Origin of the sequence: Streptomyces sp. XY431 (assembly GCF_001279805.1) — a bacterium.
Taxonomy (GTDB): Bacteria; Actinomycetota; Actinomycetes; order Streptomycetales; family Streptomycetaceae; genus Kitasatospora; species Kitasatospora purpeofusca.
Window position 1 is genome coordinate 1 of record NZ_LGDO01000017.1, and the last position, 25,392, is coordinate 25,392.

General features: G+C 75.3%; 13 protein-coding genes and 2 tRNA genes. 12 read left to right on the plus strand and 3 right to left on the minus strand.

Going from position 1 to position 25,392, the window contains the following annotated elements; all coding sequences use genetic code 11:
* Positions 1-19: 19 nt before the first annotated feature.
* A tRNA-Met gene (locus ADK60_RS03230) sits at positions 20-93 on the minus strand.
* Positions 94-179: 86 nt separating this feature from the next.
* Positions 180-1,058: an alpha/beta fold hydrolase gene (locus ADK60_RS03235; protein ID WP_053643069.1), complete on the minus strand. Its 879-nt coding sequence runs from the start codon at positions 1,056-1,058 to the stop codon at positions 180-182.
* 112 nt (positions 1,059-1,170) lie between these two features.
* On the opposite strand from ADK60_RS03235, the gene ADK60_RS03240 reads away from it, so the two are divergent.
* Positions 1,171-3,108 carry an AfsR/SARP family transcriptional regulator gene (locus ADK60_RS03240; protein ID WP_053643071.1) on the plus strand — a complete coding sequence of 646 codons (1,938 nt, stop codon included), beginning with the start codon at positions 1,171-1,173 and terminating at the stop codon, positions 3,106-3,108.
* Between the two features lie 122 nt (positions 3,109-3,230).
* On the opposite strand, the gene ADK60_RS03245 is transcribed toward ADK60_RS03240, so the two are convergent.
* Positions 3,231-3,304: transfer RNA gene (locus ADK60_RS03245), tRNA-Met, on the minus strand.
* 673 nt (positions 3,305-3,977) lie between these two features.
* Here ADK60_RS03245 and ADK60_RS03250 point away from each other — a divergent pair.
* From ADK60_RS03250 to ADK60_RS03300, 11 genes are all read left to right on the plus strand, one after another.
* Positions 3,978-5,621: an alkaline phosphatase D family protein gene (locus ADK60_RS03250; RefSeq protein ID WP_053643073.1), complete on the plus strand. Its 1,644-nt coding sequence runs from the start codon at positions 3,978-3,980 to the stop codon at positions 5,619-5,621.
* A gap of 357 nt (positions 5,622-5,978) precedes the next feature.
* The gene (locus ADK60_RS03255) at positions 5,979-7,238 is read left to right on the plus strand and encodes a helix-turn-helix domain-containing protein (RefSeq protein ID WP_053643075.1); all 1,260 of its coding nucleotides are present in this window, start codon (positions 5,979-5,981) and stop codon (positions 7,236-7,238) included.
* A 164-nt stretch (positions 7,239-7,402) separates the two neighbouring features.
* The gene (locus ADK60_RS03260; protein WP_286185248.1) at positions 7,403-7,939 is read left to right on the plus strand and encodes a cobalamin B12-binding domain-containing protein; all 537 of its coding nucleotides are present in this window, start codon (positions 7,403-7,405) and stop codon (positions 7,937-7,939) included.
* Positions 7,936-9,285 (plus strand): methylaspartate mutase, encoded by a 1,350-nt coding sequence (locus ADK60_RS03265; RefSeq protein WP_053643077.1) that lies wholly within the window; start codon positions 7,936-7,938, stop codon positions 9,283-9,285. The genes ADK60_RS03260 and ADK60_RS03265 overlap by 4 nt, the downstream gene beginning before the upstream one ends.
* Entirely contained in the window at positions 9,282-10,292 is a 1,011-nt protein-coding gene (locus ADK60_RS03270) for an asparagine synthetase A (RefSeq protein ID WP_053643079.1), read from the plus strand. Before ADK60_RS03265 ends, ADK60_RS03270 begins: the two co-directional genes overlap by 4 nt.
* 67 nt (positions 10,293-10,359) lie before the next feature.
* The gene (locus ADK60_RS03275) at positions 10,360-11,625 is read left to right on the plus strand and encodes a glutamate synthase-related protein (protein ID WP_053643082.1); all 1,266 of its coding nucleotides are present in this window, start codon (positions 10,360-10,362) and stop codon (positions 11,623-11,625) included.
* A 235-nt stretch (positions 11,626-11,860) separates the two neighbouring features.
* Positions 11,861-16,609, plus strand: coding sequence for a non-ribosomal peptide synthetase (locus ADK60_RS03280; RefSeq protein WP_053643084.1), 4,749 nt, complete (start codon positions 11,861-11,863; stop codon positions 16,607-16,609).
* Between the two features lie 44 nt (positions 16,610-16,653).
* Complete coding sequence (locus tag ADK60_RS03285) at positions 16,654-21,147, plus strand: non-ribosomal peptide synthetase (RefSeq protein WP_053643086.1); 4,494 nt, start codon at positions 16,654-16,656, stop codon at positions 21,145-21,147.
* A gap of 132 nt (positions 21,148-21,279) precedes the next feature.
* On the plus strand, positions 21,280-23,142 hold the full coding sequence (locus ADK60_RS03290) for a non-ribosomal peptide synthetase (RefSeq protein ID WP_286185249.1): 1,863 nt from the start codon (positions 21,280-21,282) through the stop codon (positions 23,140-23,142).
* Positions 23,139-24,131, plus strand: a complete 993-nt coding sequence (locus ADK60_RS03295; protein WP_234370923.1) for a thioesterase II family protein — start codon at positions 23,139-23,141, stop codon at positions 24,129-24,131. The genes ADK60_RS03290 and ADK60_RS03295 overlap by 4 nt, the downstream gene beginning before the upstream one ends.
* Entirely contained in the window at positions 24,125-25,309 is a 1,185-nt protein-coding gene (locus tag ADK60_RS03300) for a cytochrome P450 (RefSeq protein ID WP_045943800.1), read from the plus strand. Before ADK60_RS03295 ends, ADK60_RS03300 begins: the two co-directional genes overlap by 7 nt.
* Positions 25,310-25,392: the final 83 nt, after the last annotated feature.

The following is a 25,392-nucleotide window of genomic DNA, read 5'->3' on the forward strand; positions in this document are numbered from 1 at the left end:
GGCCTTCGTTGCTACTGAGTAGCGGGGACAGGATTTGAACCTGCGACCTCTGGGTTATGAGCCCAGCGAGCTACCGAGCTGCTCCACCCCGCGTCGGTAAACACGACCCTACGGCACCGGGTGGGCGAAAAGCGAATCGCTTTCGGCCGGGTCGCTTCAGCAGCACCTGAGCAGGAGGCTCAGCGGGCCAGCAGGCTCCGGATCGCGGCCGCGATCTCGTCGGGTGCCTCTTCGGCCATGAAGTGTCCGGCGCGGGTCAGCCGGTGGTCCAGGTCCGGCGCCCACGCCTTCCACACCCCGGCGGCGTCGTAGCCGAGCCGCGCGCCCCAGTCCTGCTGGACGACCGTCACGGGCATGGCCAGCTGCGAACCGGCGTCCAGGTCGGCCTGGTCGTGCGTGATGTCGATGTCCGCCGAGGCCCGGTAGTCCGCGACGATCGACGTCACCGCCGCGGCGCTCGCGCGCAGGTACTCGGCACGTACGTCCTCGGGCATGCCGGTCGGGTCGTCGGCCCAGGCGTCGAGGAACGAGCCGAAGAACGCGTCCGCGCTGCCTGTGATCATCGCCTCCGGCAGGCCCGGCGGCTGCGCCATCAGGAAGAGGTGGTAGCCGACCGCAGCCGAGGCGCCGCGCAGGACGTTCCACATGTCGAGCGTCGGCACGACGTCGAGGATGCCCAGGTGCGTGATGGTCCCGGGGTGGTCCAACCCCGCCCGGAAGGCGACCAGCGCGCCCCGGTCGTGGCCGACCAGGGCGAAGCGCTCGTGGCCCAGCGCCGCCGCCAGGGTCACGACGTCGGCGGCCATGGTGCGCTTGGCGTACACCTCGGGGCCGGTGGCCGCCGGCTTGTCGCTGGCGCCGTACCCCCGCAGGTCGGGAAGGATCACCGTGTGCTCGTCGGCGAGCCGCTCGGCGACGTGTCGCCACATCAGGTGGGTCTGGGGAAATCCGTGCAACAGCACGACCGGACTGCCGCTGCCGCCCACGGCGGCAGCCAGCTCCACACCGTCCGCGCCGGGCAGGCGGACGTGATCGAAGCCGGGAACGGTGAGCATCATGAGGGACCACCCTTTCGGGTCGGGGACTCGACCGGATCAGCCTCGACGACGGCGATCAGCAACCGATCAGTACGGTGGGGCGCGGTCGGCCTCCGGCACGGAGGATGGGGTCATGCGAATCGACGTGCTCGGTGCGGTGCGTGCCCTCCGCGACGACGGCAGCCCGGTCGACCTGGGCGGACCCCGCCATCGCGAGGTGCTCGCCCGGCTCGTCGCCGCCGAGGGACGGACGGTCACCACCGACACCCTCGTCGACGACCTGTGGACCGATCCGCCCGCCCGCGCCGTGGGCGCCCTGCGTACGTTCGTCGCCGCGCTGCGCCGCGCCCTCGAACCCGACCGGCCGCCCCGGCGGCCGCCGCGCGTCATCGTCACCGAAGGCCCCGGCTACGCGCTGCGCCTGCCGCGCGACGAGGTGGACGTCCACCGGTTCCAGGACACCCTGGCCCGAGCCCGCCGCGACCCCGACGCGGTGACCGGCCTCGCCGCGGCACTCGCGGCCTGGCGCGGCCCCGCCTACGCCGATGTGACCGGCTCCCCATGGGCGCAGCGCGAGCGGGCCCGGCTGGAGGAACTGAGGTTGGAGGGGGTGGAACTGCGCGCCCGGATCCTTCTCGACTCCGGGGAAGGGGCCGACCTCGTCGCCGAACTGGGTGCCCAGGTCGCCGAACACCCGTGGCGCGAGCCGGCTTGGGAGCTGCTCGCCCGCGCGCTGTACCGCGCGGGCCGCCGCGCCGACGCGCTGGCCACCCTCCGTCGCGCCCGCGCCATGCTCGTCGGCCGACTCGGGCTCGACCCCGGTGCCGGCCTCCGGCGCCTGGAGACGGACATCCTCAACGGGGCCGTTCCCTCCGAAGGAGTGCGTACCGCGTGGACGGGCCACGGTGTCCGGCTCGGCCCGCGCACCACGGTGGATCTGGCCCGCACCCTCGCCCTGGCGGGCGGCGACGCCCTCGTCCGCTCCCGGCGCGACCGCCTCGCCGCCGTCCGTGCGGCGGAACGCACGGGAGACCTTGCCCTGACCGCCCGGATCATCGGCGCCTACGACGTGCCCGCCGTCTGGAGCCGGGCCGACGACCCCGAGCAGTCCCGCGCCGTGGTCGCGGCTGCCGAGCGCACACTCACCGGGCTCGGCACGGACGGCCCCGCCGACCTGCGCGCCCGCCTCCTGGCCACGGTCGCCGTCGAGAGCCGCAGCGCCGATCTGTCGGGGACCGAGCTGGAGCACGCGCAGCAGGCGGCGCGTCGGGCCGAGCAGTTGGCACGGGAGCTGGCCGATCCCGCCCTGCTGGCCTTCGCCCTCAACGGGGTGTTCCTGCAGTCCTTCACCCGCCCCGGGCTCGCGGCGGCACGGGACAGCACCGGCGCCGAGATCCTGGACCTGGCCACCCGGCACGAGCTGCCGAAGTTCGCCGTCCTGGGCCGACTCGTCCGCCTGCAGTCCGCCTCGGCCCTCGGCGACCTGGACGCCGCGACCTCGCACGCCGATGCGGCCGACCGGCTCGCCGCCACCACCGAGGCGCCCCTCGTCCCCGTCCTCACCGGGTGGTTCAGGGCCCGGGCCGCAGCCGCCCGCAGCGCCGGACCCGGCGGACCGACCGCCGCCGCGGCAGCGGCGCTCTACCGCGCTGCCGAGGACGCCCTCCGGACGGCCGGGATGCCGGGGCTGCACCACGGCCTGTTCCCGCTCGCCCTGCTGGGACTGCGCCTGCTGCACGACCGGCCCGCGCCCACCGACCCGCACCTCGACTGGGGCCCGTACCGGCACTGGACGCGACCCCTCGTGCTGCTCGCCCAGGACCGGGGCGAGCAGGCCCGTACCGCCCTCGCCGCGGTGCCCGAACCACCGCGTGACCATATGCAGGAGGCCATGTGGTGCCTGACCGCCCGCGCCGCGGTACGCCTCGGCGAGCGCGCGATCGCCGCGCACGCTGCGGCTGCCCTGCGTGATGCCGGTGCGGAACACGCCGGCGCCGCCAGTGGAATGCTGACCCTGGGCCCGGTGGCGCGGTACCTGGCGGAGGCGGAGGTTTGCGCCGGAGCGGGATGAGCGACCGCAATTCCCGGATCGGGGAACGGCTTCGGAATCGGTTTCGGGAACGGGTTCCGGGGCGGCTTCGCGAACGGCGAAGGCCCGGAGGACGTATCCTCCGGGCCTTCGCTGCTACTGAGTAGCGGGGACAGGATTTGAACCTGCGACCTCTGGGTTATGAGCCCAGCGAGCTACCGAGCTGCTCCACCCCGCGTCGGTGAACACGACCGGTGGGCGAAAAGCGAATCGGTTGTTCCCGCACGGTCCGCCCCGGAAGGCGCCGGGCCTCCGCCGGCCCCTCCTGCGTCCGACCTTCCGGCGCTGGGGCGGCGGGCCGCTCCCCACTGGGCGGCGGACCGTGAACAACCCTTCCGGGCTCGGAGTATGACGCTCCGTCCGATGCCGTGAGCGGCGGGTTTGCGGGTGGGTGCGGTGTCGTGATTGGCTGCCGCCACCCACCCGCAGGCCCGTCGGGGTGATCTCGCTCCGGGCTCCGCCGTGAACGCCGTCGACCGTCACGGTGGCCGAGGACCTGCCGGTCGCCGTCCGTGCGGGGCCGCGAGGCTCCGCCGACGGGCGTGCACCCCGCGCGCGGTGGAGGGACGGGCGGCGCTCGTCCATCTGCGCGCGGGCAGGACCGGCGGGCCGAGTGGGGCGGGCGGGTCCGCGCCGACCGCCCCGCTCGGTACGAATCCGGAGCGAATTCCGCTGCGTGACTACGGGGGAATCTCCCCGATTGTCCGATCCGGCCGCTGTGATCACGCGATGATCACCTGCCCGCCGATGCTCCGACGCCCGCCGTACCGCGCGGTCCACTCCAATTTCCCTCCGTACACAGCCGGTGTGTCCAGCCGGCCGGCCCCCGCGTACGGAAGGCAGTCCAGCCCATGGCCCGCACAGACCAGCAGCCCTCGCCCGACCGGCAGTTGACCGAGGCCGCCGCCCGGCTCGGCCTCGGCCGCCGCCGCTTCCTGACGGTCGCCTCGGCGGCCGCCGCGCTCGCGTTCACCACCGAGCTGCCGAGCGCCCACGCCGCCGACACGGAGCTCGCGCCCCGCACCCTGACCGAGAACCCGTTCACCCTCGGCGTCGCCTCCGGTGACGCGCTCGGCGACGCGGTGGTGCTCTGGACCCGTCTCGCCCCCCGCCCGCTGGAGCCCGGCAGCGGCCTGCCGCCGGCCGGCGTGGTCAAGGTGGACTGGGAGGTGGCCCGGGACGAGCGCTTCCGCAAGGTCGCCCGGCGCGGCACGGCCAGGGCCCACGCCGAGTTCGACTGGTCGGTGCACGTGGACGTCGACGGCCTCGACCACGACCGGGTGTACTGGTACCGCTTCCGGGTGGGTGCCTGGACCAGCCCGGTCGGCCGGACCCGCACCGCCCCGGCCCGCAACCGCCACGTCGACCGGGTCCGCTTCGGCCTGGTCTCCTGCCAGGCGTACGAGGACGGCTACTTCACCGCGTACAAGCACCTCGCGGAGGAGGACCTCGACGCCGTCTTCCACGTCGGCGACTACATCTACGAGTACGGGATCGACGCCGTCGGCGGCGACCGTAAGTACACCGACCGCACCCTGCCGTCGCTGTTCGCCCACGAGACCACCACCCTGGCGGACTACCGGCTGCGCTACGCCCTCTACAAGACCGACCCCGACCTCCAGGCCGCGCACGCCGCCTTCCCCTGGTACGTCACCTGGGACGACCACGAGGTGGAGAACAACTACGCGGCCGGCATTCCCGAGAAGGGCCAGTCCCCGGAGGCGTTCGTCGCCCGCCGCGCCGCCGCCACCCGCGCGTACTGGGAGAACATGCCGCTGCGGATGCCGCAGCCGACCGCCACCGAACTCAAGCTGTACCGCCGCCACCACTACGGCCGGCTGGCGCAGTTCGACATTCTCGACACCCGTCAGTACCGCTCCGACCAGGCCAACGGCGACGGCTGGCAGTTCCCCACCGCGGAGTCGGCGGACCCGCGCCGCACCCTGATGGGCGCCACCCAGGAGCGCTGGCTGCTGGACGGCTTCCGCAGCTCCCGCGCGGTGTGGAACGTGGTGCCGCAGCAGGTGGTGCTCTCCCGCCGCAAGAACACCACCGCGGAGGTCTCCAAGCTGTCCATGGACGCCTGGGACGGTTACCCGGCCGCGCGCGAACGGCTGCTGGCCGGCGTCGAGGACATCGGCGTCGAGAACCTCGTCGTCCTCACCGGCGACGTGCACGTCGCCTACGCGATGGACGTCAAGCGCGACTTCGACGACCCGGACTCGCGGACCGTCGGCGTGGAGATCGTCGGCACCTCGATCGCCAGCGACGGGGACGGCGCGGAGCACCCGGCCAACTGGGCCACCCTGACTGCCGCCAACCCGCACCTGAAGTTCTACGACGGGCGGCGCGGCTACACCGCGATCACGCTCGACGAGGAGCACGCCCGCGCCGACTACCGGGTGGTCTCGCACATCACCCGCCCCGGCGGCACGGTGTCCACCGCCGCCTCCTTCGTCAGTGAGGCGTACAACCCGGGGCTCCAGCGCGCCTGACGCCGCCCCGTTCCCGTCCTGCCCCGCTCCGAGCCACCGGCCCGGGCGTACCGTCCCCCGATGCGGTACGCCCGGGCCGGTCCCGTGGCACCCCCCTTTCTCGCCGGTCCCGCCCAGAGTCGTCGATCCCGTTCCATGCCTTCAGGCGTCCGGAGGGTTCGTGGACGATGCGGAGGTGTCGTGAACCTGTGGTGATCGACCGTTGATCGGCCGTAGAGCCGGGCCGTGGACCATCGGCGCCAGGGGAAAGCCGGTCCGACGGTCACCACCGTCCGGCGCCGCCCTCGGGCCCGCCTGACGGGGGGCGCGGGCCCCTGGTCCCCGGTACTTGGCCAACCCACGGAAGGCGGACGGAGCATGGACGGCGGTCACACCCTGCAGTCGACGGCGGGCTTCGGCGAGCTGCTCAGGATCCGGCGCGAGCGCATCGGCCTGACCCAGCAGATCCTCGCCGACCACGCGACACTGAGCGTCCGGGCGATCCGCGACATGGAGAGCGGACGGGTCCAGCGCCCCCGGCAGGAGACGGTCCGGCTGCTCGCCGACGCGCTGCGGCTGGAGGGCCGCAGCCGCTCGGTGTTCGAGGCGGCCGCACGCCGCCAGGCGCTCGCCGAGGAGCCGCGCGACGAGCCGACCGCGCCGCCGGTCGCCCGGGGCGCCATCGTCGGCCGCGAACCGGAGATCGACGTGCTCACCGAGGCCCTCGCCGTGCACGGCGACCGGCTGATGACCGTGGCCGGCCTCGGCGGGGTCGGCAAGACCCGGCTGGTGCTGGAGGTGGCCCGCCGGCTGCACCTGACCGCCCGCTGGTCGGTGCGCTGGATCGACTGGGCCCGCCAGCCCGGGATGGGCCCCGAGCGCCGGGCCGACCTGGTCGGGGCGATCGGCGCCCGCCCCACCCTGCTGGTCCTGGACGGCGCCGACTCCGGGGTGGAGACCGCCCTGCTGGACGAGCTGTTCCAGCGCTGCCCCGGCCTCAGCGTGCTGATCACCGCCCGGGTCGCGCAGCCGCTGCCCGGCGGGCAGGTGGTCCCGCTCGCCCCGCTGCCCACGCCCGGTCCCGAGCTCGACCACGACCCGGCCGCGCTGGCCGAGGTCGGCGCCGTCCGGCTGCTGCTGTCGCACCTGCGCCGGCTGCGCCCCGGGTACCGGCTGGAACCGGAGGAGGCGCCCGCGGTGGCCGCGCTCTGCCGGCAGCTGGACGGCCTGCCCGGCGCCCTGGAGCTGGCCGCCGGCTGGTCGACGGTGCTCTCGCCGCGCCAGCTGGTGGCGCGGATGGCGGACGGGCCGTTCCACCTGGGGCCGCCGCCGGCCGGCTTCGGCGGGCGCGGGGGTGTGGGCGAGGCGCTGGACGCGGCGGTGGACCGGCTGACGCTGGGCCAGCGCGACCTGCTGGAGCGGCTGGCCGCCGAGCCGGGGGACTGGTCCGGGGAGGACGCCGTCGAGCTGAGCGGGCGGCCGCCGCAGGAGTCGCTGGCCGCTGTGCACGAGCTGCTGGCCAGCGGGCTGATCCGCAGTGTGCCGGCCCGGGACGGCGTCCGGTTCACGGTGCTGAACCTCTGCCGGCGGCTGTTCGGCGGCGCCGGGGCGTACCCGGTGCTGGCCGCGGCGGGCTAGCCGCCGGGGCGCCGCCGGGTCCCGATACTGCCCGTCACTTGCCGGACGAGCTGCCGGTCCGCCCACCGGATCCTGCCTAGCGTTCTGCTCAGGCCGGGCGAGCCGGTCGCCGGCGCCGCCGGGCCGGGACTCCCACCACCCACCGACTACAGAGGGTTTGCGCCGTGAACCAGTTGGAGCCGCAGCGCGGAAAGGCCGAACCGGCCGGTCTGGACGTCGTCGTGACGACCATGGCCTCGGACTCGCACACCTGGAACCTGGTCTTCCTGCAGCTGCTGCTGGAGGAGCTGGGCCACCGGGTCACCAACCTGGGTGCCTGTGTGCCGGACGAGCTGCTGGTCTCCGAGTGCCGCCGGATCGAGCCCGACCTGATCGTGCTGAGCAGCGTCAACGGGCACGGCTACCACGACGGCCTGCGGGTGATCCCGGCGCTGCGCGCCTGCCCCGAACTGGCCGCCACCCCGACGGTGATCGGCGGCAAGCTCGGCATCGCCGGCTCCGGCGACCCGGACCGGCAGCGGTCGCTGCTCGCGGCCGGGTACGACGGGGTGTTCGAGGAGGGGCGCTCGGTCGCCGACTTCCGCTCCTTCGTCGGCGCGCTGCCCGCCGCCTCGCGGGCCGTGCCCGCGCCCGCCGACCGTGTGCTGCCCACCGCCGCCAGATCCCTGCCCACCGCCTCCGCCTCCGGGGTGCTGCGATGACCGGCCTCGCCACCGCGCCGCGCGGGGACGCCCCCGCCGCCCCCGGCTTCGGCGCCTTCGTCGCCCGCGCCCGGGCCGCCGGGACCCTGGTGGTCCAGCCCCGGATGGGCATGGCCGACCCGCTGCGGATGCGCGACGGCCTGCTCGCCACCCGCGGCGCCGACGCCACCACGGTCGGCACCATCACCCTGGACAGCTACACCCGCACCGGCGACCTCGCCGCCGCCCGGAGCGCGCTCACCGAGGGCGTCGGCCTCAACGGCTACCCGATCGCCAGCCACCCGGTGGACGTCACCCGGGCGGTGCTGCGCGGGATCGCGGACGCCCGCTTCCCGGTGCAGGTCCGGCACGGTTCGGCGATGCCCGAGCACATCATCAGGGCGCTGCTCGCGGTCGGCCTGGACGCCACCGAGGGCGGCCCGGTCTCCTACTGCCTGCCGTACAGCCGCACCCCGCTCAGCGAGGCGGTGGCCTGCTGGCGGCGCAGCTGCGAACTCCTCGCCTCACTGCGGGAGTTCGGAGCGGAGCCGCATCTGGAGACCTTCGGCGGCTGTCTGATGGGGCAGCTCTGCCCGCCCAGTCTGCTGATCGCGGTCAGCGTGCTGGAGGCGCTGTTCTTCCGCCAGCACGGGCTGCGCAGCATCTCGCTCAGCTACGCCCAGCAGCCGGACCGGGCGCAGGACGAGGAGGCGCTCACCGTGCTCGGCCGGCTCGCGGACGAGCTGCTGCCCGATGTCGACCGGCACCTCGTGCTCTACGCCTACATGGGCGTGTTCCCGCGCACCCCCGGCGGGGCCCGGCTGCTGCTGGAGGACGCGGCCCGGCTGGCGGTGCGCACCGGCGCGGCCCGGCTGATCGTGAAGACGACGGCCGAGGCGCACCGGATCCCGACCGTCGGCGAGAACGTGACGGCACTGGAGACGGCCGCCGCCGCTGCCGCCGCGGAGCGCCTGCGCCCGCCGCTCACCGCCGTGCCGGACACCGGTATCGAGGCCGAGGCACGGGCGTTGATCGGCGCGGTGCTGGAGCTGGACACCGACATCGGCCGGGCCCTGGTCCGCGCCTTCGCGGCCGGCTACCTGGACGTGCCCTACTGCCTGCACCCCGACAACGCGGGCCGGGCCCGCAGCTCGCTCGGGCCGGACGGGCGGCTGCACTGGTCGAACGTCGGCTCGATGCCGATCGCCGGCCTGTCCGGCGGCCCGCGCCCGCCGATCCTCGGCTCGGCCGACCTGCTCGGCGCGCTCTCCCACGTCCAGTGGAGCTACGACAGCCGCGCCGCCGAAACCCCGGACCTCGACCGAACACCCGCCGCATCACGAGAGTTGGGACACACCACGCCATGACCACCGACGGGCCCACCCCTGCGACCGGCGCCGCGACGCTCCCCGAGCCCGGCCGCCACCTGACCTCCCCGACCACCCGGGCCGCCCTGCGGATCCAGCACCAGCTGCTGTTCGCCGCCCGTGAGTTCCTGCGCGGCCGGGGCTTCACCGAGCTCCTCCCGCCGATCATCGGCCCGGTCACCGATCCCGGCTCGCGCGGCTCCAAGCAGGTCGACATCGACTTCTACGGCCACCGCTACAAGCTGATGACCAGCGCGATCCTCTACAAGCAGGCCTCGCTGCTGGCCTTCGACAAGATCTTCTGCATCGCGCCGAACGTCCGGCTGGAGCCGCTGGAGACCGCCGGGACCAATCGCCACCTGGCCGAGTTCCACCAGCTGGACGTGGAGGTGGCGGGCGCCACCCGGGACGACGTGGTGCAGTTGGTGGAGGAGCTGGTGGCGCACATCGTCGGCAGCGCGGTCCGTGAGCTGCCCAAGGAGTTCGCCGAACTCGGCCGTGACACCGATGCGTTCGCCGAGCTGCTGAAGGGCTCCTTCGGCCGGATGCGGCACGCCGAGGCGGTGGCGGAGCTCCAGGGCCTCGGCCACCCGCAGAGCCCGGACGCCGAACTCGACTGGGACGGCGAGGCACTGCTCTCCGCCCGGCGCGACCGGCCGTTCTTCGTCACCGACTACCCCAAGGGCTCGCGCGGCTTCTACGACCGGGAGAACCCCGAGGACCCGGGCCTGCTGCGGAACTTCGACCTGATCGCGGCCGAGGGCTTCGGCGAGCTGTGCAGCGGCAGCCAGCGCACCAACGACTACGCCGAGATCATCACCCGGATGCGGGAGACCGGCGAGAACCCGCAGAAGTACCGCTGGTACCTGGACCTGGTCCGCGAGGGCGTGCCCGCCAGTGCCGGCTTCGGCATCGGGGTGGAGCGGCTGACCCGCTACGTCGCCGGGCTGGACGCGGTCTGGCAGGCCAGCGCCTTCCCGAAGCTGGCGGGGGTGGTGTCGCCGTGAGCGGACGCAGCAGTCGGACCGGACGCGGCGGGCGGAGCGGACGGGCCGGGCGGAACGGGGCGGGCGCATGAGCGACCTCTCGGCACCCGGCTTCCCGGAGGAGGAGGTCCGGCACCGGGCCAGAGTCGGGACGGCCGCCGCCTTCCCGCCGCCCGGCAGCTACGGGCAGGTGCTGCTCGGCGCCGAGCGCCCGCCTGCCGGGCAGGCGGGCCCGGACGCCGGGGACGCGCTCGACGCCCTGCGGATCGTGCCGCCGGTGTTCGTGCCGCAGCGCCTCGCCCGGCTGATCGACCTGGGCCGCGAACCGGACTACCGGGACGTCGAACTCACCACCAGGATCGGCGGGTTCACCTCCTCGCTGCCGGTGTACGTGTCCGCGACCGGCTCCACCCGGGCGGCCGGCGGCGACATCGGCCTGGCGCTGAGCCGGCAGGCGGGCGTGCTCGGCCTGCCGATGGTGATCGGCGAGAACGTCGTCCCGGTGAACGGCTACGGCCGGCTCGGTGAGGCCGCCGACCGGGCCCTGCTCGGCCGGCTGCGCGCCTACGCCGGGGAACTCCCGGACGGGCTGGGCGGGGTGGCCGTGCAGCAGTCCACCGAGGACGCCGACGCCGAGGTGTGGAACCTCGTCTACAGCGACCCGGCGGCCCTGCCGCTGCTCGAATCCGGGCGGCTCGCCTTCGAGTTGAAGGTCGGCCAGGGCGCCAAGCCGGGCCTGGGCGGGATGACCGTGCTGGACGCCGCGGACGCCGAGCGGCTCGGCGACCGCTACGGCATCGACCCGGTGTTCGGCGACGACGGCCGGGTGCTGCGCGCCAGCACGCCCGGCACCTTCACGGCGGAGATCCTGCGCCAGCAGGTCCGGCTGATGCGCAACAACTTCCCCCGGGCCCGGATCTGGGTGAAGCTGCACCCCGGCCGGGACGTCGCCGAGGCCGCCCGGGTGGCCGCCGAGGCGGGGGCGGACGCCGTCACCGTGGACGGCGCGGAGGGCGGTACCGGCTGGGCGCCGGCCGTCTTCCCGGCCCAGGTCGGCCTGCCGCTGGCGGAGTGCCTGCGCCGGCTGGCCGCCGCCGGGCCGCCGCCGTGCCTGCTGGTCTCGGGGCGGATGTGGGAGGGCGGCCGGGCGGTCAAGAGCCTGGCGCTGGGCGCCCGCGCGGTCGGCCTGGGCCGGGCGGCCCTGCTCGCCGCCGCCGAGGACCCGGAGGACGGGCTGATCCGCTTCGCGGACTGCCTCGCCCTGGAGCTGCGGCTGCTGATCAGCGCGCTCGGGAAGTACACGCCGGCCGCGCTGGAGCGCGCGGACGTGTGGTCCCCGGACTTTCCCCAGTAATTCACTGCCCCACCTCTCCAGCACTTCACCGACAATCGCAGACCGTATTCCCGCGAGCCCGTCGCGGCGCCTCCGTGCGCCCCGGCGGGCCGTCTGTGTATGCGGCAACTCCGTTTCTGCAAGCGGCAGTTGAAACTGCCGATGGTCTTCCGGGAATTCTGCCGATCGGCCCCGGAAAGCGGGCCTACGGTCGAGACCACTGCCCGCAGCATCGTTAATTCATCGGGGTTGGATGATGGAATCTCGCGGTTTCCCCTTCATATCCGTCGCGCGCCGGTTCCCGGACCGCCCGGCCGTCCGGCTCGGCGAGCGGACCGTCCGCTACCGGGAGCTGGACGAGCTGAGCGGTGCCCTCGCCGCCCGGATCGCCCCCGGCCGCACGGTCGCCGTCACCGGTCGCGACCGGCTGGACCACCTGGTCGGCCTGCTCGCCGCGCTCCGCGCCGGTGCCACCTACCTGCCGCTGGACCGGGAGGCCCCGGAGGAGCGCAACCGCTGGATCCGTGAGGACGCCGGCGCCACCCTCGCCCTCACGGACGGCGAGCTGACCGGTGAGCCCGGGGGAGAGCCCACGGGCAACCTGCCCGACGAGCCGCCCGCCACCGCCGGCTACCTCATCTACACCTCCGGCACCACCGGCCGCCCCAAGGGCGTGCACGTGCCGCTCGCCGCCCTCACCGGCCATCTGGCCGCCGCCGTCGAGCGCTTCGGCCTCACCGCCGAGGACGTGGTGCTGCACCTCGCCCGCCCCACCGTCGACGTCGCCGTCGAGCAGGTGCTCACCGCCCTCTCCGCGGGCGCCTGCCTGGTCGTCCCGGAGCGGCAACTGCTCGCCCCCGACGCCCTGCTGGACCTGCTGGACACCGAGGGCATCACCGTCGCCAACCTGCCCGCCGGCTACTTCCAGGAGGTCGTACCGGCCGTGCGCGACCGGGGCCGCGACCGGGCGCCCCGCACCCTGCGACTGATGGTCTCCGGCAGCGACCGGCTCCACCCGGACGCCGCCGCCACCTGGTGGGACACCACCGGAGTGCCGCTGCTCAACGCCTACGGCCCGACCGAGACGGTGGTCACCGCCACCACCCACCGGCTGGCCGGCCCCACCGCGCCGGGCGCCGGGTCCGTCCCGATCGGCACCCCGCTCGGCGACCGCCGCGCCTACCTGCTGGACGACCGGCTGCGGCCCGTCACCGCTCCCGGCGAGGCCGGCGAGCTCTACCTCGGCGGTCCGCTGCTCGCCGCCGGCTACCACGGCCGCCCCGGCCAGACGGCCGGCCGCTTCGTCGCCGACCCCTTCGCGCCCGAGCCGGGCGCCCGGATGTACCGCACCGGTGACGTCGTCCGCCGCGCGGCCCCGGACGCCCCGCTGGAGTTCGTCGGCCGCGCCGACCACCAGGTGAAGATCCGCGGCTTCCGGGTCGAGCCCGGCGAGATCGAACAGCTGCTTGCCGCCCACCCGGACGTGGCCGGCGCCGTGGTGCTCGCCCACGAGGGCCGGCTCGCCGCCTACGTCACCGGCGCGGCGCCGGACCCGGGTGCGCTCCGCTCCCACCTGGCCGAGCGGCTGCCCGAGCACATGGTCCCGGCCACCGTCACCGCGCTGGACGCCTTCCCGCTGACCGCCGGCGGCAAGGTCGACCGCGCCGCCCTGCCCGAGCCGCAGGCCGAGCAGCCCGCCGCCGCCCCCGCCGGGCGCCCGCTGCGCACCCCCGCCGAACAGCTGATCGCCGCCGTCTGGGCGGACGTCCTGGGGGTGCCCGAGGTCGGCGCCGAGGACAACTTCTTCCACCTCGGCGGCGATTCGCTCACCGCCGTGCGGGTGGTCGGCCGGGTCTTCGACGCCTTCGGCATGATCTCCCCGTACGCCATCTTCGACGCCCCGACCCTGGCCGGGTTCGCCGCCGCCGTCACCGCCTCCTCGGGCGGCGAGCGCCCTCCGCTCACCCGGGCCGGCGCCACCTCGGCGCCGCTGTCCAAGTACCAGCGCGGGCTGTGGTTCCTCGACCAGATGAACCCCGACGCACCGACCTACATCGTGCCCTGGGTGTTCCGCTTCGCCGGCCCGGTCGACCCCGACCGGCTGCACCGGGCGTTGGCGGGCGTGGTGGCCCGGCACGAGGCGCTGCGCACCACCTTCGAGCTGACCGAGGACGGCCCCCGGCAGCTGGTCCACCCCGCCGTCGAGGTGCCGTTCACCGTCACCGACACCGAGGCCGGGCGGGTGGACGGGCTGGTCGCCGAGGCCGCGCTGGTCCCCTTCGACCTGGAGACCGGCCCGCTGCTGCGCGCCCACCTCTACCGCACCGGCGACACCGCCACCCTGCTGCTGCTCTGCCACCACATCGTCTGGGACGAGGGCTCGCTGCCCGTACTGGAGAGCGAACTCGCCGCCCTGTACGAGGAGTCGGCCACCGGCCGCCCGGCCGAGCTGCCCGAGCCGGCGGTCCAGTACGCCGACCACAGTGCCTGGCAGTACCGGGACCAGGAGAGCGCCGAGCGCCAACTCGCCCACTGGCGCGAGCACCTGGCCGACGCCCCGACCGAGCCGGTGCTGCCGACCGACCACCCCCGGCCCGAGGTCCAGGAGTTCCGCGGCGACTTCCACCGCTTCGCCATGCCGCGCCCGGTCGCCGAGGCCGTCCGCGCGCTGGCCCGCAGCGAGGACGCCACCCCCTTCATGGTGCTGCTGGCCGCCCTCGCGCTGACCCTGCACCGCCGCACCGGACAGCGCGACCTCGTCCTCGGCTCGCCGGTCAGCGTCCGCGGTGGCCGGCCCGAACTGGACGCCCTGGTCGGATACTTCGTCAACCTGCTGCCGCTGCGGGTGCGGCTCGACGAGGGCGTGGACTTCCGCGACCTGGTCCGGCACGTCCGCGAGGTGGCGATCGCCGGCTACCGCCACCAGGAGGCGCCGTTCGACGACATCGCGGCGACCGTCCTGGAGGACCGCCCGGACGACCGGGCCGAGAACCGCAACCCGCTCTGCCAGGTGCTGCTGGAGCTGCACCCGCTGGACTCCCGCCCGCTGACCGTCGGCGGCATCGAGGTCACCCGGGAGCTGTACTCCAACCCGGTCTCCCGGTTCGACCTGTCGATCTCCGTCGACGACCGGGGCACCGACTTCACCGGCCGGTTCGAGTACGACTCCGACCTGTTCGACGCCGCCACCATGGCGGAGCTGTGCGACGCCTGGCTGGGCACCCTCGCCACCGCCGTGGAGACGCCCGTGCACGCCCTGGTCGAGGCCCGGGCCGCCGCCGCCCCGCAGGCCCTCGCCCTGGTCTCCGGTGAGCAGCGGCTCTCCTACGGCGAGCTGAACACCCGGGCCAACCGGCTCGCCCACCACCTGGCCGAGGCCGGCACCGGTCGCGGCGACACCGTCGCCGTGCTGGTCGAGCGCGGCCCGGACCTGGTGGTGGCGCTGCTGGCCGCGCTCAAGACCGGCGCCGCGTACACCCTGCTCGACCCGGACTTCCCGGCCGAGCGGCTGGCCGGGGCGGTCGCCGACAGCGCCGCCGCGCTGCTGGTCACCCACCGGCACGCGAGCCCGCCGTTCCCGGTCGGGCGCCACCTCGATCTGGACGCGCAGGCCGCCGCGATCGCCGCCCGCCCCGGCCACGACCCGGGCGTGCCGGTCACCGGCGAGGACCTCGCCTGCGTGATGTTCACCTCCGGCTCCACCGGCCGCCCCAAGGGCGTGGCCGTGCCGCACCGCGCGCTCACCACCACCTACCTCGGCCAGGACTACGCCCGCTTCGGCCCCGAGGAGGTCTGGCTGCAGTGCTCCCCGGTGTCCTGGGACGCCTTCGCCCTGGAGCTGTACGGCGCGCTGGCCTTCGGCGGGGTGTGCGTGCTCCAGCCCGGCCAGCGGCCCGAGCCGCAGGCGATCGCCGAGCTCACCCGGCGCCACGGCGTCACCCAGCTCCAGCTCTCGGCCAGCCTGTTCAACTTCCTGCTGGAGGAGTTCCCGGCGACCTACGACGACCTCAAGGTGGCCTTCACGGCCGGTGAGCGGGCCTCGGTCACCCATGTCGGCAAGGCGCTCGACCAGTATCCGGGGCTGGTGGTCGCCAACGGCTACGGCCCGGTGGAGAGCCTCGGCCTGACCACCTGCCACCGCGCCACCGCCGAGGACGCCGCCGGCGCCGCGATCCCGATCGGCCGCCCGCTGCACGGCAAGGCGGTCCACATCCTGGACGAGCGGCTCGAACCCGTGCCCGACGGCACCACCGGCGAGCTGTACGCGGCCGGCGGCGGCCTCGCCCACGGCTACCTCGGCCGCCCGGCGCTGACCGCCGAACGCTTCGTCGCCGCCCCCTTCGGCGCCCCCGGCGAACGCCTCTACCGCACCGGCGACCTCGGCCACCGGCGGCCGGACGGGCTGCTGGAGATCACCGGCCGGATCGACGACCAGGTGAAGATCCGCGGCTTCCGGGTCGAGCCCGGCGAGATCGAGGACGCGCTCACCCGCCACCCCGCCGTCCGGGAGGCCGCCGTCACCGTGCACGAGCCCGCCCCGGGCGACCACCGGCTCGCCGCCTACGTCACCCTCGACACTCTCGTCACCGGGGCCGGCCCGGTCGGTCCGGAGGCGCTGCTCGACCACCTGGCGGCGCTGCTGCCCGAGCACATGGTGCCCGCGACCGTCGACGTGCTGGACACGCTGCCGCTCAACCCCAACGGCAAGGTCGACCGCAAGGCGCTGCCCGCACCCGCCGAGCGCCGCGCCGGGGCCCCGGCCGACCCGGGCACCCCCGACCCGCTGACGCCCGGCCAGCGCCTGGTGGCCGACGCCGTCCGGGCCGTGCTGGAACTGCCGGGCGACCTCGGCCCGGACGACAACTTCTTCCGGATCGGCGGCAATTCGCTGGCCGCCGTGCGGGTCGCCATGCGGCTCTCGCAGGAGACCGGTACCAAGGTCCCGCCCCACGTGGTGTTCCGCGGCCGCACCGTGGGCGCCATCGCCGAACGGCTGGCCTCGTGATGACGGGCCGCCCCGACACCGCTCGCACCGAAGGGAACGAGGCCGTGCGCCCGTCCGACACCCCCGCCCCCGATACCGGCACCGAAACCGCAGCCGTCCGGACCGCGCCCGCCTCCGGCCTCCAGCGCGGACTCTGGTTCCTCGACCGCCTCGACCCGGGCGCCGTCACCTACACCACCCCCTGGACGTACGAGGTCACCGGCCCGCTCGACCTGGACCTGCTGGCCCGGGCCCTGGACGCCGTCACCGCCCGGCACGAGGCGCTGCGCACCACCTTCGCCCTGCACCCCGACGGCCCCCGCCAGCACGTCCACCCCGGGCTCGCCGTCCCGCTCGCCGTCACCGACCTGCGCGCCCTGCCGGAGGGCGAACGCGAGGCCCGCGCCGAGGAGTTGATCGCCGAACGGGCCGCCGAACCGTTCGACCTCGCGGCCGGCCCGCTGCTGCGCGCCGAGGCGCTCCGGCTCGCCGACGAGCGCACCACCCTGCTGTTCGTCGTCCACCACATCATCTGGGACGGCTGGTCGGCCGACCTCTTCGAGCGTGAACTCACCGACCACTACCGGGCGTTCGTCGAGGGCCGGACCGTGGAGGTGCCCGCGCTCGGCACCCAGTACGCGGACTGGGCCGAGGAGGAGCGGGACACCTCCTACGAGGAGCACCTGGCGTACTGGAAGGACCGCCTGGACGGCGCCCCGACCCTGCTCGACCTGCCCGGCGACCGCCCCCGGCCGGCCGAGCGCGGGGAGCGCGGCGGCACCGAGCACTTCGGCCTCGCCCCCGGCAGCGCCGCCCGGGTCCGGGACCTGGCCGAGCAGGAGGGCGTCACCCCCTTCACCGTCCAGCTCGCCGCCTTCGCCCTGCTGCTGAACCGCTGGACCGGCGCCGACGACCTGCTCGTCGGCACCCCGGTCACCACCCGCAACCGGCCCGAACTCGCCGACCTGCTCGGCTACTTCGTCAACCTGCTGCCGCTGCGGATCCGGCTCGCCCCGGACGCGAGCTTCCGCGGTCTGCTGGCCGACATCCAGGACGGCGCCTTCGACGCCTTCGGCTACCTCGACCTGCCCTTCGACCAGCTGGTCGACCACCTCGGCACCGCCCGCACCCCGCAGCACCCGCCGCTGGTCCAGGTGGTGTTCGGCGCCCACAGCGAGGACAGCGCCCCGCTCGCCCTCGGCCCGGCCGTCGCCCGGCGCACCGTCCGCGCCAACGGCACCAGCAAGTTCGACCTCACCTGGTCGGTCTTCGAACCCGTCGGCGACGGCGGCGGCGAGATGCGCGGCGAGGCCGAGTACAACGGCGACCTCTTCGACCCCGGCACGATCCACCGCCTCGCCGCCGACTACGCGGCCCTGCTGGACGCCGCGCTCACCGACCCGGACGCCACCGTGCTGCGGCTCACCGCCGCCCCCGCCGCCGGGGCCCGGCCCCGCCCCGCCCGGCTCGACGACGGTCACTGCCTGCACCACCTCTTCGAACGGGCCGCCGACGCGCACGGCGACCGCCCGGCCGTCGACGACGGGCAGGAGCGCCTCGACTACGCCGAACTCGACCGCCGCGCCAACCGGCTGGCGCACACCCTGATCGAGCGCGGCGTCCGCCCCGGCGACCGGGTCGGCCTGCTGCTGGAACGCACCGCCGCCGTGCCGGTCGCGATCCTCGCCGTGCTCAAGGCCGGCGCCGCCTACGTGCCGGTCGACCTCGTCGCCCCCGCCGACCGGGCCGCCCTGGTCTTCGGCGACACCGCCGTGCGGGCCGTCCTCACCGACCGCCCCGACCGCGCCCCCGACGGCCCCTGGCAGACCCTCGACCTCACCGCCGGCAGCCCCGGCGCCGCCGAGGTCGCCGCCCGCCCCGACACCCGCCCGCCCTCGGTCGGCCGCCCCGGCGACCTCGCCTACCTGATCTTCACCTCGGGCTCCACCGGCCGCCCCAAGGGCGTCGCCGTCGCCCACGAGCACGTCAGCCGGCTGCTGGACTCCGGCCGCGAGCACTTCGGCTTCGGCCCGGACACCACCTGGACGCTGTTCCACAGCTACGCCTTCGACTGGACCGTCTGGGAGCTCTGGGGCGCGCTGCTGCACGGCGCCCGGCTGCTCGTGGTGCCCTACCTGACCAGCCGCTCGCCCGAGGAGTTCACCGAACTCCTCGACACCGAGCGGGTCACCCACCTGTGCCTCACCCCGTCCGCGCTGCGCCAGCTCGAACCGGCCCTGCGCCGCCGCCCCCGCGCCCTGCCGGACCTGCGCTGGATCATGCTCGGCGGCGAGGCGCTCGACCCGGGCGTGGTCCAGCGCTGGCACGACCTCGACCCGCTGCCGCCCGCCCGGCTGTGCAACCTGTACGGCATCACCGAGACCACCGTGCACGTCACCATCCACGACGTGGCCGAGGGCGGCGCCGGCTTCGAGCGCAGCCTGATCGGCGAGCCGATGCCGCACCTGACCGCCGCCGTCCTGGACGACTGGCTGCGGCCCTGCCCGCCCGGGGTCCCCGGCGAGCTGTACATCGGCGGCGGCAGCCTCGCCCACGGTTACTGGGGGCGCCCCGGACTCACCGCCGGACGCTTCGTCGCCGACCCGGCCGGACCGCCCGGCGCCCGCCTCTACCGCACCGGCGACGTCGCCCGGCGGCTGCCGGACGGCGGCCTCGAATACGTCGGCCGGGCCGACTTCCAGGTCAAACTGCGCGGCTTCCGGATCGAGCTCGGCGAGATCGAGAACGCCCTCGCCGCCCACCCCGACGTCGACGCCTGCGTGGTGACCGTCCACGAGGACCGGCTCGCCGCCTACGTCACCGGCCGCGCCCCGGCGGACGTCCACGAGTTCCTCGGCCGCTCCCTGCCCGCCTACATGGTCCCGGCGAGCGTCACCGTGCTGGACGCGCTGCCGCTGACCGTCAACGGCAAGGTCGACCGGGCCGCGCTGCCCGCCCCCGGCCGCGCCGCGCCCACCCGGGCCGGCCGGCACGTCGAGGCCCGCAGCCCTGAGGAGGAGCTGTTCGCCGCCGTCTGGACGGAGGTGCTCGGGGTGTCCGGGATCGGCGTCCACGACGACTTCTTCCACCTCGGCGGCGACTCCATCCGGGCCGTCCAACTGGCCGGCGCCCTGCACGACCGGGGCTGGCAGGTCTCGCTGCGGGACGTCTTCAACGCGCCCACCGTCGCCGCCCTGCTGCCGCTCGCCCGGCCCGTCGAGGCCGACCCCGGCGCCGACCTGCCGTTCGCGCTGATCGACGAGGAGGACCGCGCGGAGCTGCCGCCCGGGATCGTCGACGCCTACCCCATGGTGTCCATGCAGCTGTCGATGGTCTTCCACATGGAGGTCGCCGGCGGCACCGACAGCTACCACAACGTCAACTCCTACCGGATCAGCGGCGACCTCGACGAGACCGCGTTCCGCCGCTCGGTCAACGAGGCGATGGCCCGGCACGCCGTGCTGCGCACCGGCCTCGACCTCTCCGGCTACGGCGAACCGCTCCAGCTGGTGCACGGCACCCTGCCCGCCCCGGTCGAGTTCGCCGACCTGCGCGACCGGCCCGAGGCGCAGCAGGACCCGGAGGTCCGCGCCGTCTTCGAGGACCACCGCGACCGGCCGTTCGACCTCGCCGAACCCCCGCTGTTCCGGATCACCGTGCAGCGGCTCGCCGACCGGGCGTTCCAGCTCACCGTCTCCGAGCACCACGCGATCCTGGACGGCTGGAGCTTCACCTCCCTGCTCACCGAGATCCTCGAACGGCACACCGCGCTCACCGCCGACCCGGTCTCCGCCCCCGCCCCGCCGCCGCGCACCGCCTTCCGCGACTTCGTGGCCGTCGAACGCGCCGCCACCACCGACCGGGACTCGCTCGCCTACTGGCACCGGCGGCTCGACGGCGCCACCGGCCAGCTCTGGCCGGGCAGCGAGGACGTCCACGAGCTGCCGCGCACCGTGGAACGGGTGCTCCCGGACGCGCCGGGGCAGCTGCGCGCCGTCGCCGACGCGCTCTCCGTCCCGGTCAAGTCCGTCGCGCTCGCCGCCCACCTGTACGCCCTCGCCCGGATCACCGGGCGGCAGCGGGTCACCACCGGACTGGCGATGAACGGCCGGCTCGAACGGCTCGGCGGCACCGAGGTCTACGGGCTCTTCCTCAACACCGTGCCGCTGGTCGCCGAACCGGGCGAGGACCTCGCGGCCCTGGTGCGGCACGTGCACCGGGAGGAGCTGGACATGATGCCGCACCGCCGGGTGCCGTTCGCCCGGCTGGCCCGGATGATGGCCGACACCGCGCTCGACAGCCAGTTCGGCTACCTGCGCTTCCACGCCCTGGGCCGGCTCAGCGCGGCCCGGATCGAGGACGGCCGGATCGGCAGCGAACCCACCTACCGGCACGAGCCCAACAGCTTCACCTTCGGCGCCTCGCTGATCCAGGACCCGGCCTCGCAGCGGGTGCTGCTCGCCGTGGACCACCAGCGGGCGCTGGTGGACGACGCCACGGCCGAGGAGTTCATCGACACCTATGCCGGGGCCCTGGCCCGCCTGGCCGGGGAGGTCTGACCGGGCCGGCCGCAGAGGGGTGGCGCCGGTGCCCGACCGCGGGCAGCTGTCCGGTGCCCGGCCCCACCCCTCCCTGCCTCCGCGCCCGCCTCCGCCGCGTCCCCATGACTTCGCACCACCGCTCGACCCTGCGTGACCCGCTGGACCCGCACCGCCGTGTCCGACCTCATCGAGATCGAGGAGTACCCCGCCATGACCACCTTCGCCGAGCCGGCCGCCACCACCCCCGCAGCTCCCGTTGCTCCCGTCGACCTGCTGGCCCGGCTGCGCGCCGCCGTCGCCGCCCACCCGGCGCGGACCGCCGTGCACGCCGCCGACGGCAGCCTCGACTTCGCCGCCCTGGACCGCCGCACCGCCGCCCTCGCCGCCGCCCTCCGGGCCCGCGGTGTGCGCCGCGGCGACAAGGTCGGCGTCCACCTCGCCCGCACCCTGGACCTGCCGGTCGCGCTGCTCGCCGTCTGGCGGGCCGGCGCCGCGTACGTCCCGCTCGACCCGGCCTACCCGGCGGAGCGGATCTCCTTCATGGCCGCCGACGCCCGGCTCGCCGCCGTGGTCAGCGCCGAGGCGGCCCCGCCCGTCCCGGCCGGCGTCCCGGTGCTCCGCCCCGACGCGGTGTCCGAGGACACGGAGGCCGACGGCTTCGTCCCGGACCCGCTGGACTCCGCCTACGTCATCTACACCTCCGGTTCCACCGGCCGCCCCAAGGGCGTCGAGGTGCCGCACGGCGCCGTCGCCGACCTCGCGGCGGGCCTGGAGCAGGCCGGTGCCTACCGCCCCGAGCCGTCCGTCGTCGCCTGGAACGCCAGCGTCTCCTTCGACGCCTCCGTCCAGCAGTGGATCCGGATCTGCCGGGGCGACACCCTGGTGGTCGTCGACGACGCCCGGCGCGCCGACCCGGCCCGGCTGGCCGCGCTGCTCGCCGAGCACGCCGTCACCGACCTCGACCTGACGCCCTCGCACTGGCAGCTGCTGCGCGAGCAGCTGACCGGCGCCGCCGTGCCGCGCCTGTTCATGGGCGGCGAGCCCGTCCCCGAGCGCACCTGGCGCGAACTCGCGGACGGCGGTATCGACGCCTTCAACCTGTACGGGCCGACCGAGTGCACGGTCGACGCGATCACCGCCCCGATCACCGGCCCCGGCCCGCACCTGGGCGAGCCGCTGGCGGGCGTGCGGGTCCACCTGCTGGACGAGCGGCTGCGGCCGGTCACCGGGGCCGGCGCGGTCGGTGAGCTGTACCTCGCCGGGCCCGGCCTCGCGCACGGCTACGCCGGGCAGCCGGGGCTGACCGCCGGGCGCTTCGTCGCCGACCCGTTCACGACCGAGCCCGGCGCCCGGATGTACCGCACCGGCGACCAGGCCCGCCGCTCCGCCGAGGGCCTGCTGGAGTACGTCGGCCGGGTCGACCGCCAGGTCAAGCTGCGCGGCTTCCGGATCGAGCTCGGCGAGGTCGAGCACGCGCTGGCGGCGCTGGACGGTGTCACGGCCGCCGCGGTGACCGTGCACGAGCCCGCCCCCGGCGACACCCGCCTCGCCGCGTACGTGACCGGGACGGCGACCCCCGCCGAGCTGCTGGCCGAACTGCGCCGCACCCTGCCCGCGCACCTGGTGCCGGCCGGCGTGACCGTGCTGGAGGCGATGCCGCTCACCCCGAACGGCAAGGTCGACCACCGGGCGCTGCCGGTCCCGGCCGCCGAGGCGGCGCCGGAGGCGGCCGGCGGGGGAGTGGCGGAGCAGGTCGCCGAGGTGTGGCGGACCGTGCTCGGCGTCCCCGAGGTGCTGCCCGCCGACGACTTCCTCTCGCTCGGCGGCCACTCGCTCGCCGCGCTGCGGGTCGTCCACCTGCTGCGCCGCAAGCTGAACGTCGAGCTGCAGCTGCGGCACCTGCTGGACGCCGCCGACCTGGCCGCCTTCACCGAGGCCGTGCAGCGCGCCGCCGCGGCCGGACCGGCCGCCGCCCGCCCGGCCCTCACCGCCCGCCGGCCGGCCGTCCGATGAGCCCCACGACCCCGACGAGCCCCGGCCCCACCGCGCGCCCGCCGCTGACCGCCCGCCCGCGCCCGGCCGCCGCGCCGCTGCCCACCACGCCGGCCGTCCGCCGCGCCCCGGCAGCCCCGGCAGCCCCGGCTGTCACTCCGTCCGCCGTCCCCGCCGCCCGGCCGCGGATCGAGGGCGACTGGTTCCTCCTCCCCGCGCCCCGACCCGAGGCCGCCGTCCGGCTGTTCTGCTTCCCGCACGCCGGCGGCGACGCCACCGCCTTCACCCCGCTGGCCCGGGCCCTCGCCCCCGCCACCGAGGTCTGGGCGCTGCGCCCGCCGGCCCGCGGCGGCCGCAGCCGCGACCCGATGCCCGCCGACTTCGCCGCGCTGACGGCCGAGGTCGCCGCAGCGATCGCCCCGCACCTCGCCCCCGGCCGCCGGGCCGCCTTCTACGGGCAGAGCTTCGGCGCCCTGCTCGCCTACGAGGTGGCCCGGGCCCTGCCCGCCGACCGCCGACCCGAACTCGTGGTGGTGGCCGGGGCACCCAGCCCGGCCGAATGGACCGAGCGGGAGTCCAAGGACCTCGACGCGGCCGAACTCCTGCGCCTCACCGGCCTGGAGGAGCTGGTCAGCGCCGATCCCGAGCTGGTGGAACTCGCCCTCGCCGGTATCCGCACCGACCTCGCGGTCAGCGCCACCTACCGCCACCACCCGCACCCGCCGCTGGCCTCCGCGCTGTACGCGCTGGCCGGCGCCGAGGACCCGATGCTCGCCACCACCGACCTCTCCGGCTGGGCCGCCCACACCCGGGGCGCCTTCGACCAGCTGGTCCTGCCCGGTGGGCACCTGCTCGCCACCGTCGACCGGCCCGGCCCGGTCGACCTCCTGACCTCCCTGCTCTCCGGCCGCGCGGCGGCCGACCCCACCACCGTCAGCACCGCCACCGCCCGTGCCACCGCCACCGCCCGTGCCACCGCCACCGCCACCGAGGAGCAGCCGTCATGGTGACCACCACGTCCGTCGATCTCACCGACCCCGCCCTGTGGGCGAACCCCGAGACCCCGGCCCTGGTCGCCGAGCTGCGCCGCGAGGCGCCCGTCCACCGCACCGACAGCCTGGACGACGGCCCGATCTGGTCGGTGATGACCTACAAGGAGTCGGCCGACGTCCTGCGCAACGCGGCGGTGTTCAGCTCCGAGTCCGGCTCGCTGCTGGGCGCCGGCGTCGGCAACGTCCCGGTCGGCTCGGGCCGGATGATGGCCCTCACCGACCCGCCCAAGCACCGCGAACTGCGGGCGCCCGCCAACCCGTTCTTCTCCAAGAACGGCGTGCGCGGGGCCTCCCGCTCGATCGCCGAGCGGGCCGGCGAGCTGTTCGACCGGGCCGTGGAGCAGGGCGAGGCCGACCTCGTCGACGTGGTCTCCGCGCTGCCGCTGGCCGTCATGTGCGACCTGCTGGACGTCCCGGAGAAGGACCGCGACATGATGGTCCGGGTCTGCGACGTGGCCTTCCTCGGCGCCACCCCGGAGGAACGCCGGGCCGGCCACCAGCAGTTGATCCCCTACCTGATGCACCAGGTGATGCTGCGGCGCACCGACCCCAAGGACGACCTCATCTCGATGATGGCCACCTACAAGGTCAACGGGCGGCTGATGCCGGTCGAGGACGTCGTGCTCAACCTGGACAACATCGTCGTCGGCGGCGTCCAGACGGTCCGCCACACCGCGGCGATGGGCCTGCACACCCTGGTCAACCGGCCGGACCTGTGGCAGGCGCTGCAGCGCGGCGAGGTGGACATGGACTCCGCCGTGGACGAGCTGCTGCGCTGGACCTCGGTCGGGCTGCACACGCTGCGCACCGCCACCCGGGACATCGAGCTGGCCGGGCGGCAGATCCGGCGCGGCGACCGGGTCGCGGTCTGGGTGTGGTCGGCGAACCGGGACCCGGAGGCGTTCGAGGCGCCGGAGGAGATCCGGCTCGACCGCTCGCCCAACAAGCACCTGGCGCTGGGCCTGGGCGCCCACTACTGCATCGGCGCGCCGCTGGCGAAGGCCGAGCTGAGCGCGCTGTTCTCGGCGGCGCTGGAGAAGGCGGCGACGATCGAACCGGCCGGTCCGGTCGAGTACAACCGCTCGATCATCAACTTCGGCCTGGACCGCTTCCCGGTCCGGCTGACCCCGCGCTGAGCCCGCGCCGGCACCGCGCCGGAACCCGCGCCCACCCTTCCGACCACCCCCCGTCCCACCCCGCCCCACCCCCGTTCCCACCC

Excerpts from the sequence above, each read along its gene's own strand:
- ADK60_RS03300 (WP_045943800.1), top strand. The coding sequence starts at position 24,125 with ATGGTGACCACCACGTCCGTCGATCTCACCGACCCCGCCCTGTGGGCG.
- ADK60_RS03280 (WP_053643084.1), top strand. The coding sequence starts at position 11,861 with ATGGAATCTCGCGGTTTCCCCTTCATATCCGTCGCGCGCCGGTTCCCG.
- ADK60_RS03295 (WP_234370923.1), top strand. The coding sequence starts at position 23,139 with ATGAGCCCCACGACCCCGACGAGCCCCGGCCCCACCGCGCGCCCGCCG.
- ADK60_RS03255 (WP_053643075.1), top strand. The coding sequence starts at position 5,979 with ATGGACGGCGGTCACACCCTGCAGTCGACGGCGGGCTTCGGCGAGCTG.
- ADK60_RS03270 (WP_053643079.1), top strand. The coding sequence starts at position 9,282 with ATGACCACCGACGGGCCCACCCCTGCGACCGGCGCCGCGACGCTCCCC.
- ADK60_RS03240 (WP_053643071.1), top strand. The coding sequence starts at position 1,171 with ATGCGAATCGACGTGCTCGGTGCGGTGCGTGCCCTCCGCGACGACGGC.
- ADK60_RS03275 (WP_053643082.1), top strand. The coding sequence starts at position 10,360 with ATGAGCGACCTCTCGGCACCCGGCTTCCCGGAGGAGGAGGTCCGGCAC.
- ADK60_RS03250 (WP_053643073.1), top strand. The coding sequence starts at position 3,978 with ATGGCCCGCACAGACCAGCAGCCCTCGCCCGACCGGCAGTTGACCGAG.
- ADK60_RS03235 (WP_053643069.1), bottom strand. The coding sequence starts at position 1,058 with ATGATGCTCACCGTTCCCGGCTTCGATCACGTCCGCCTGCCCGGCGCG.
- ADK60_RS03265 (WP_053643077.1), top strand. The coding sequence starts at position 7,936 with ATGACCGGCCTCGCCACCGCGCCGCGCGGGGACGCCCCCGCCGCCCCC.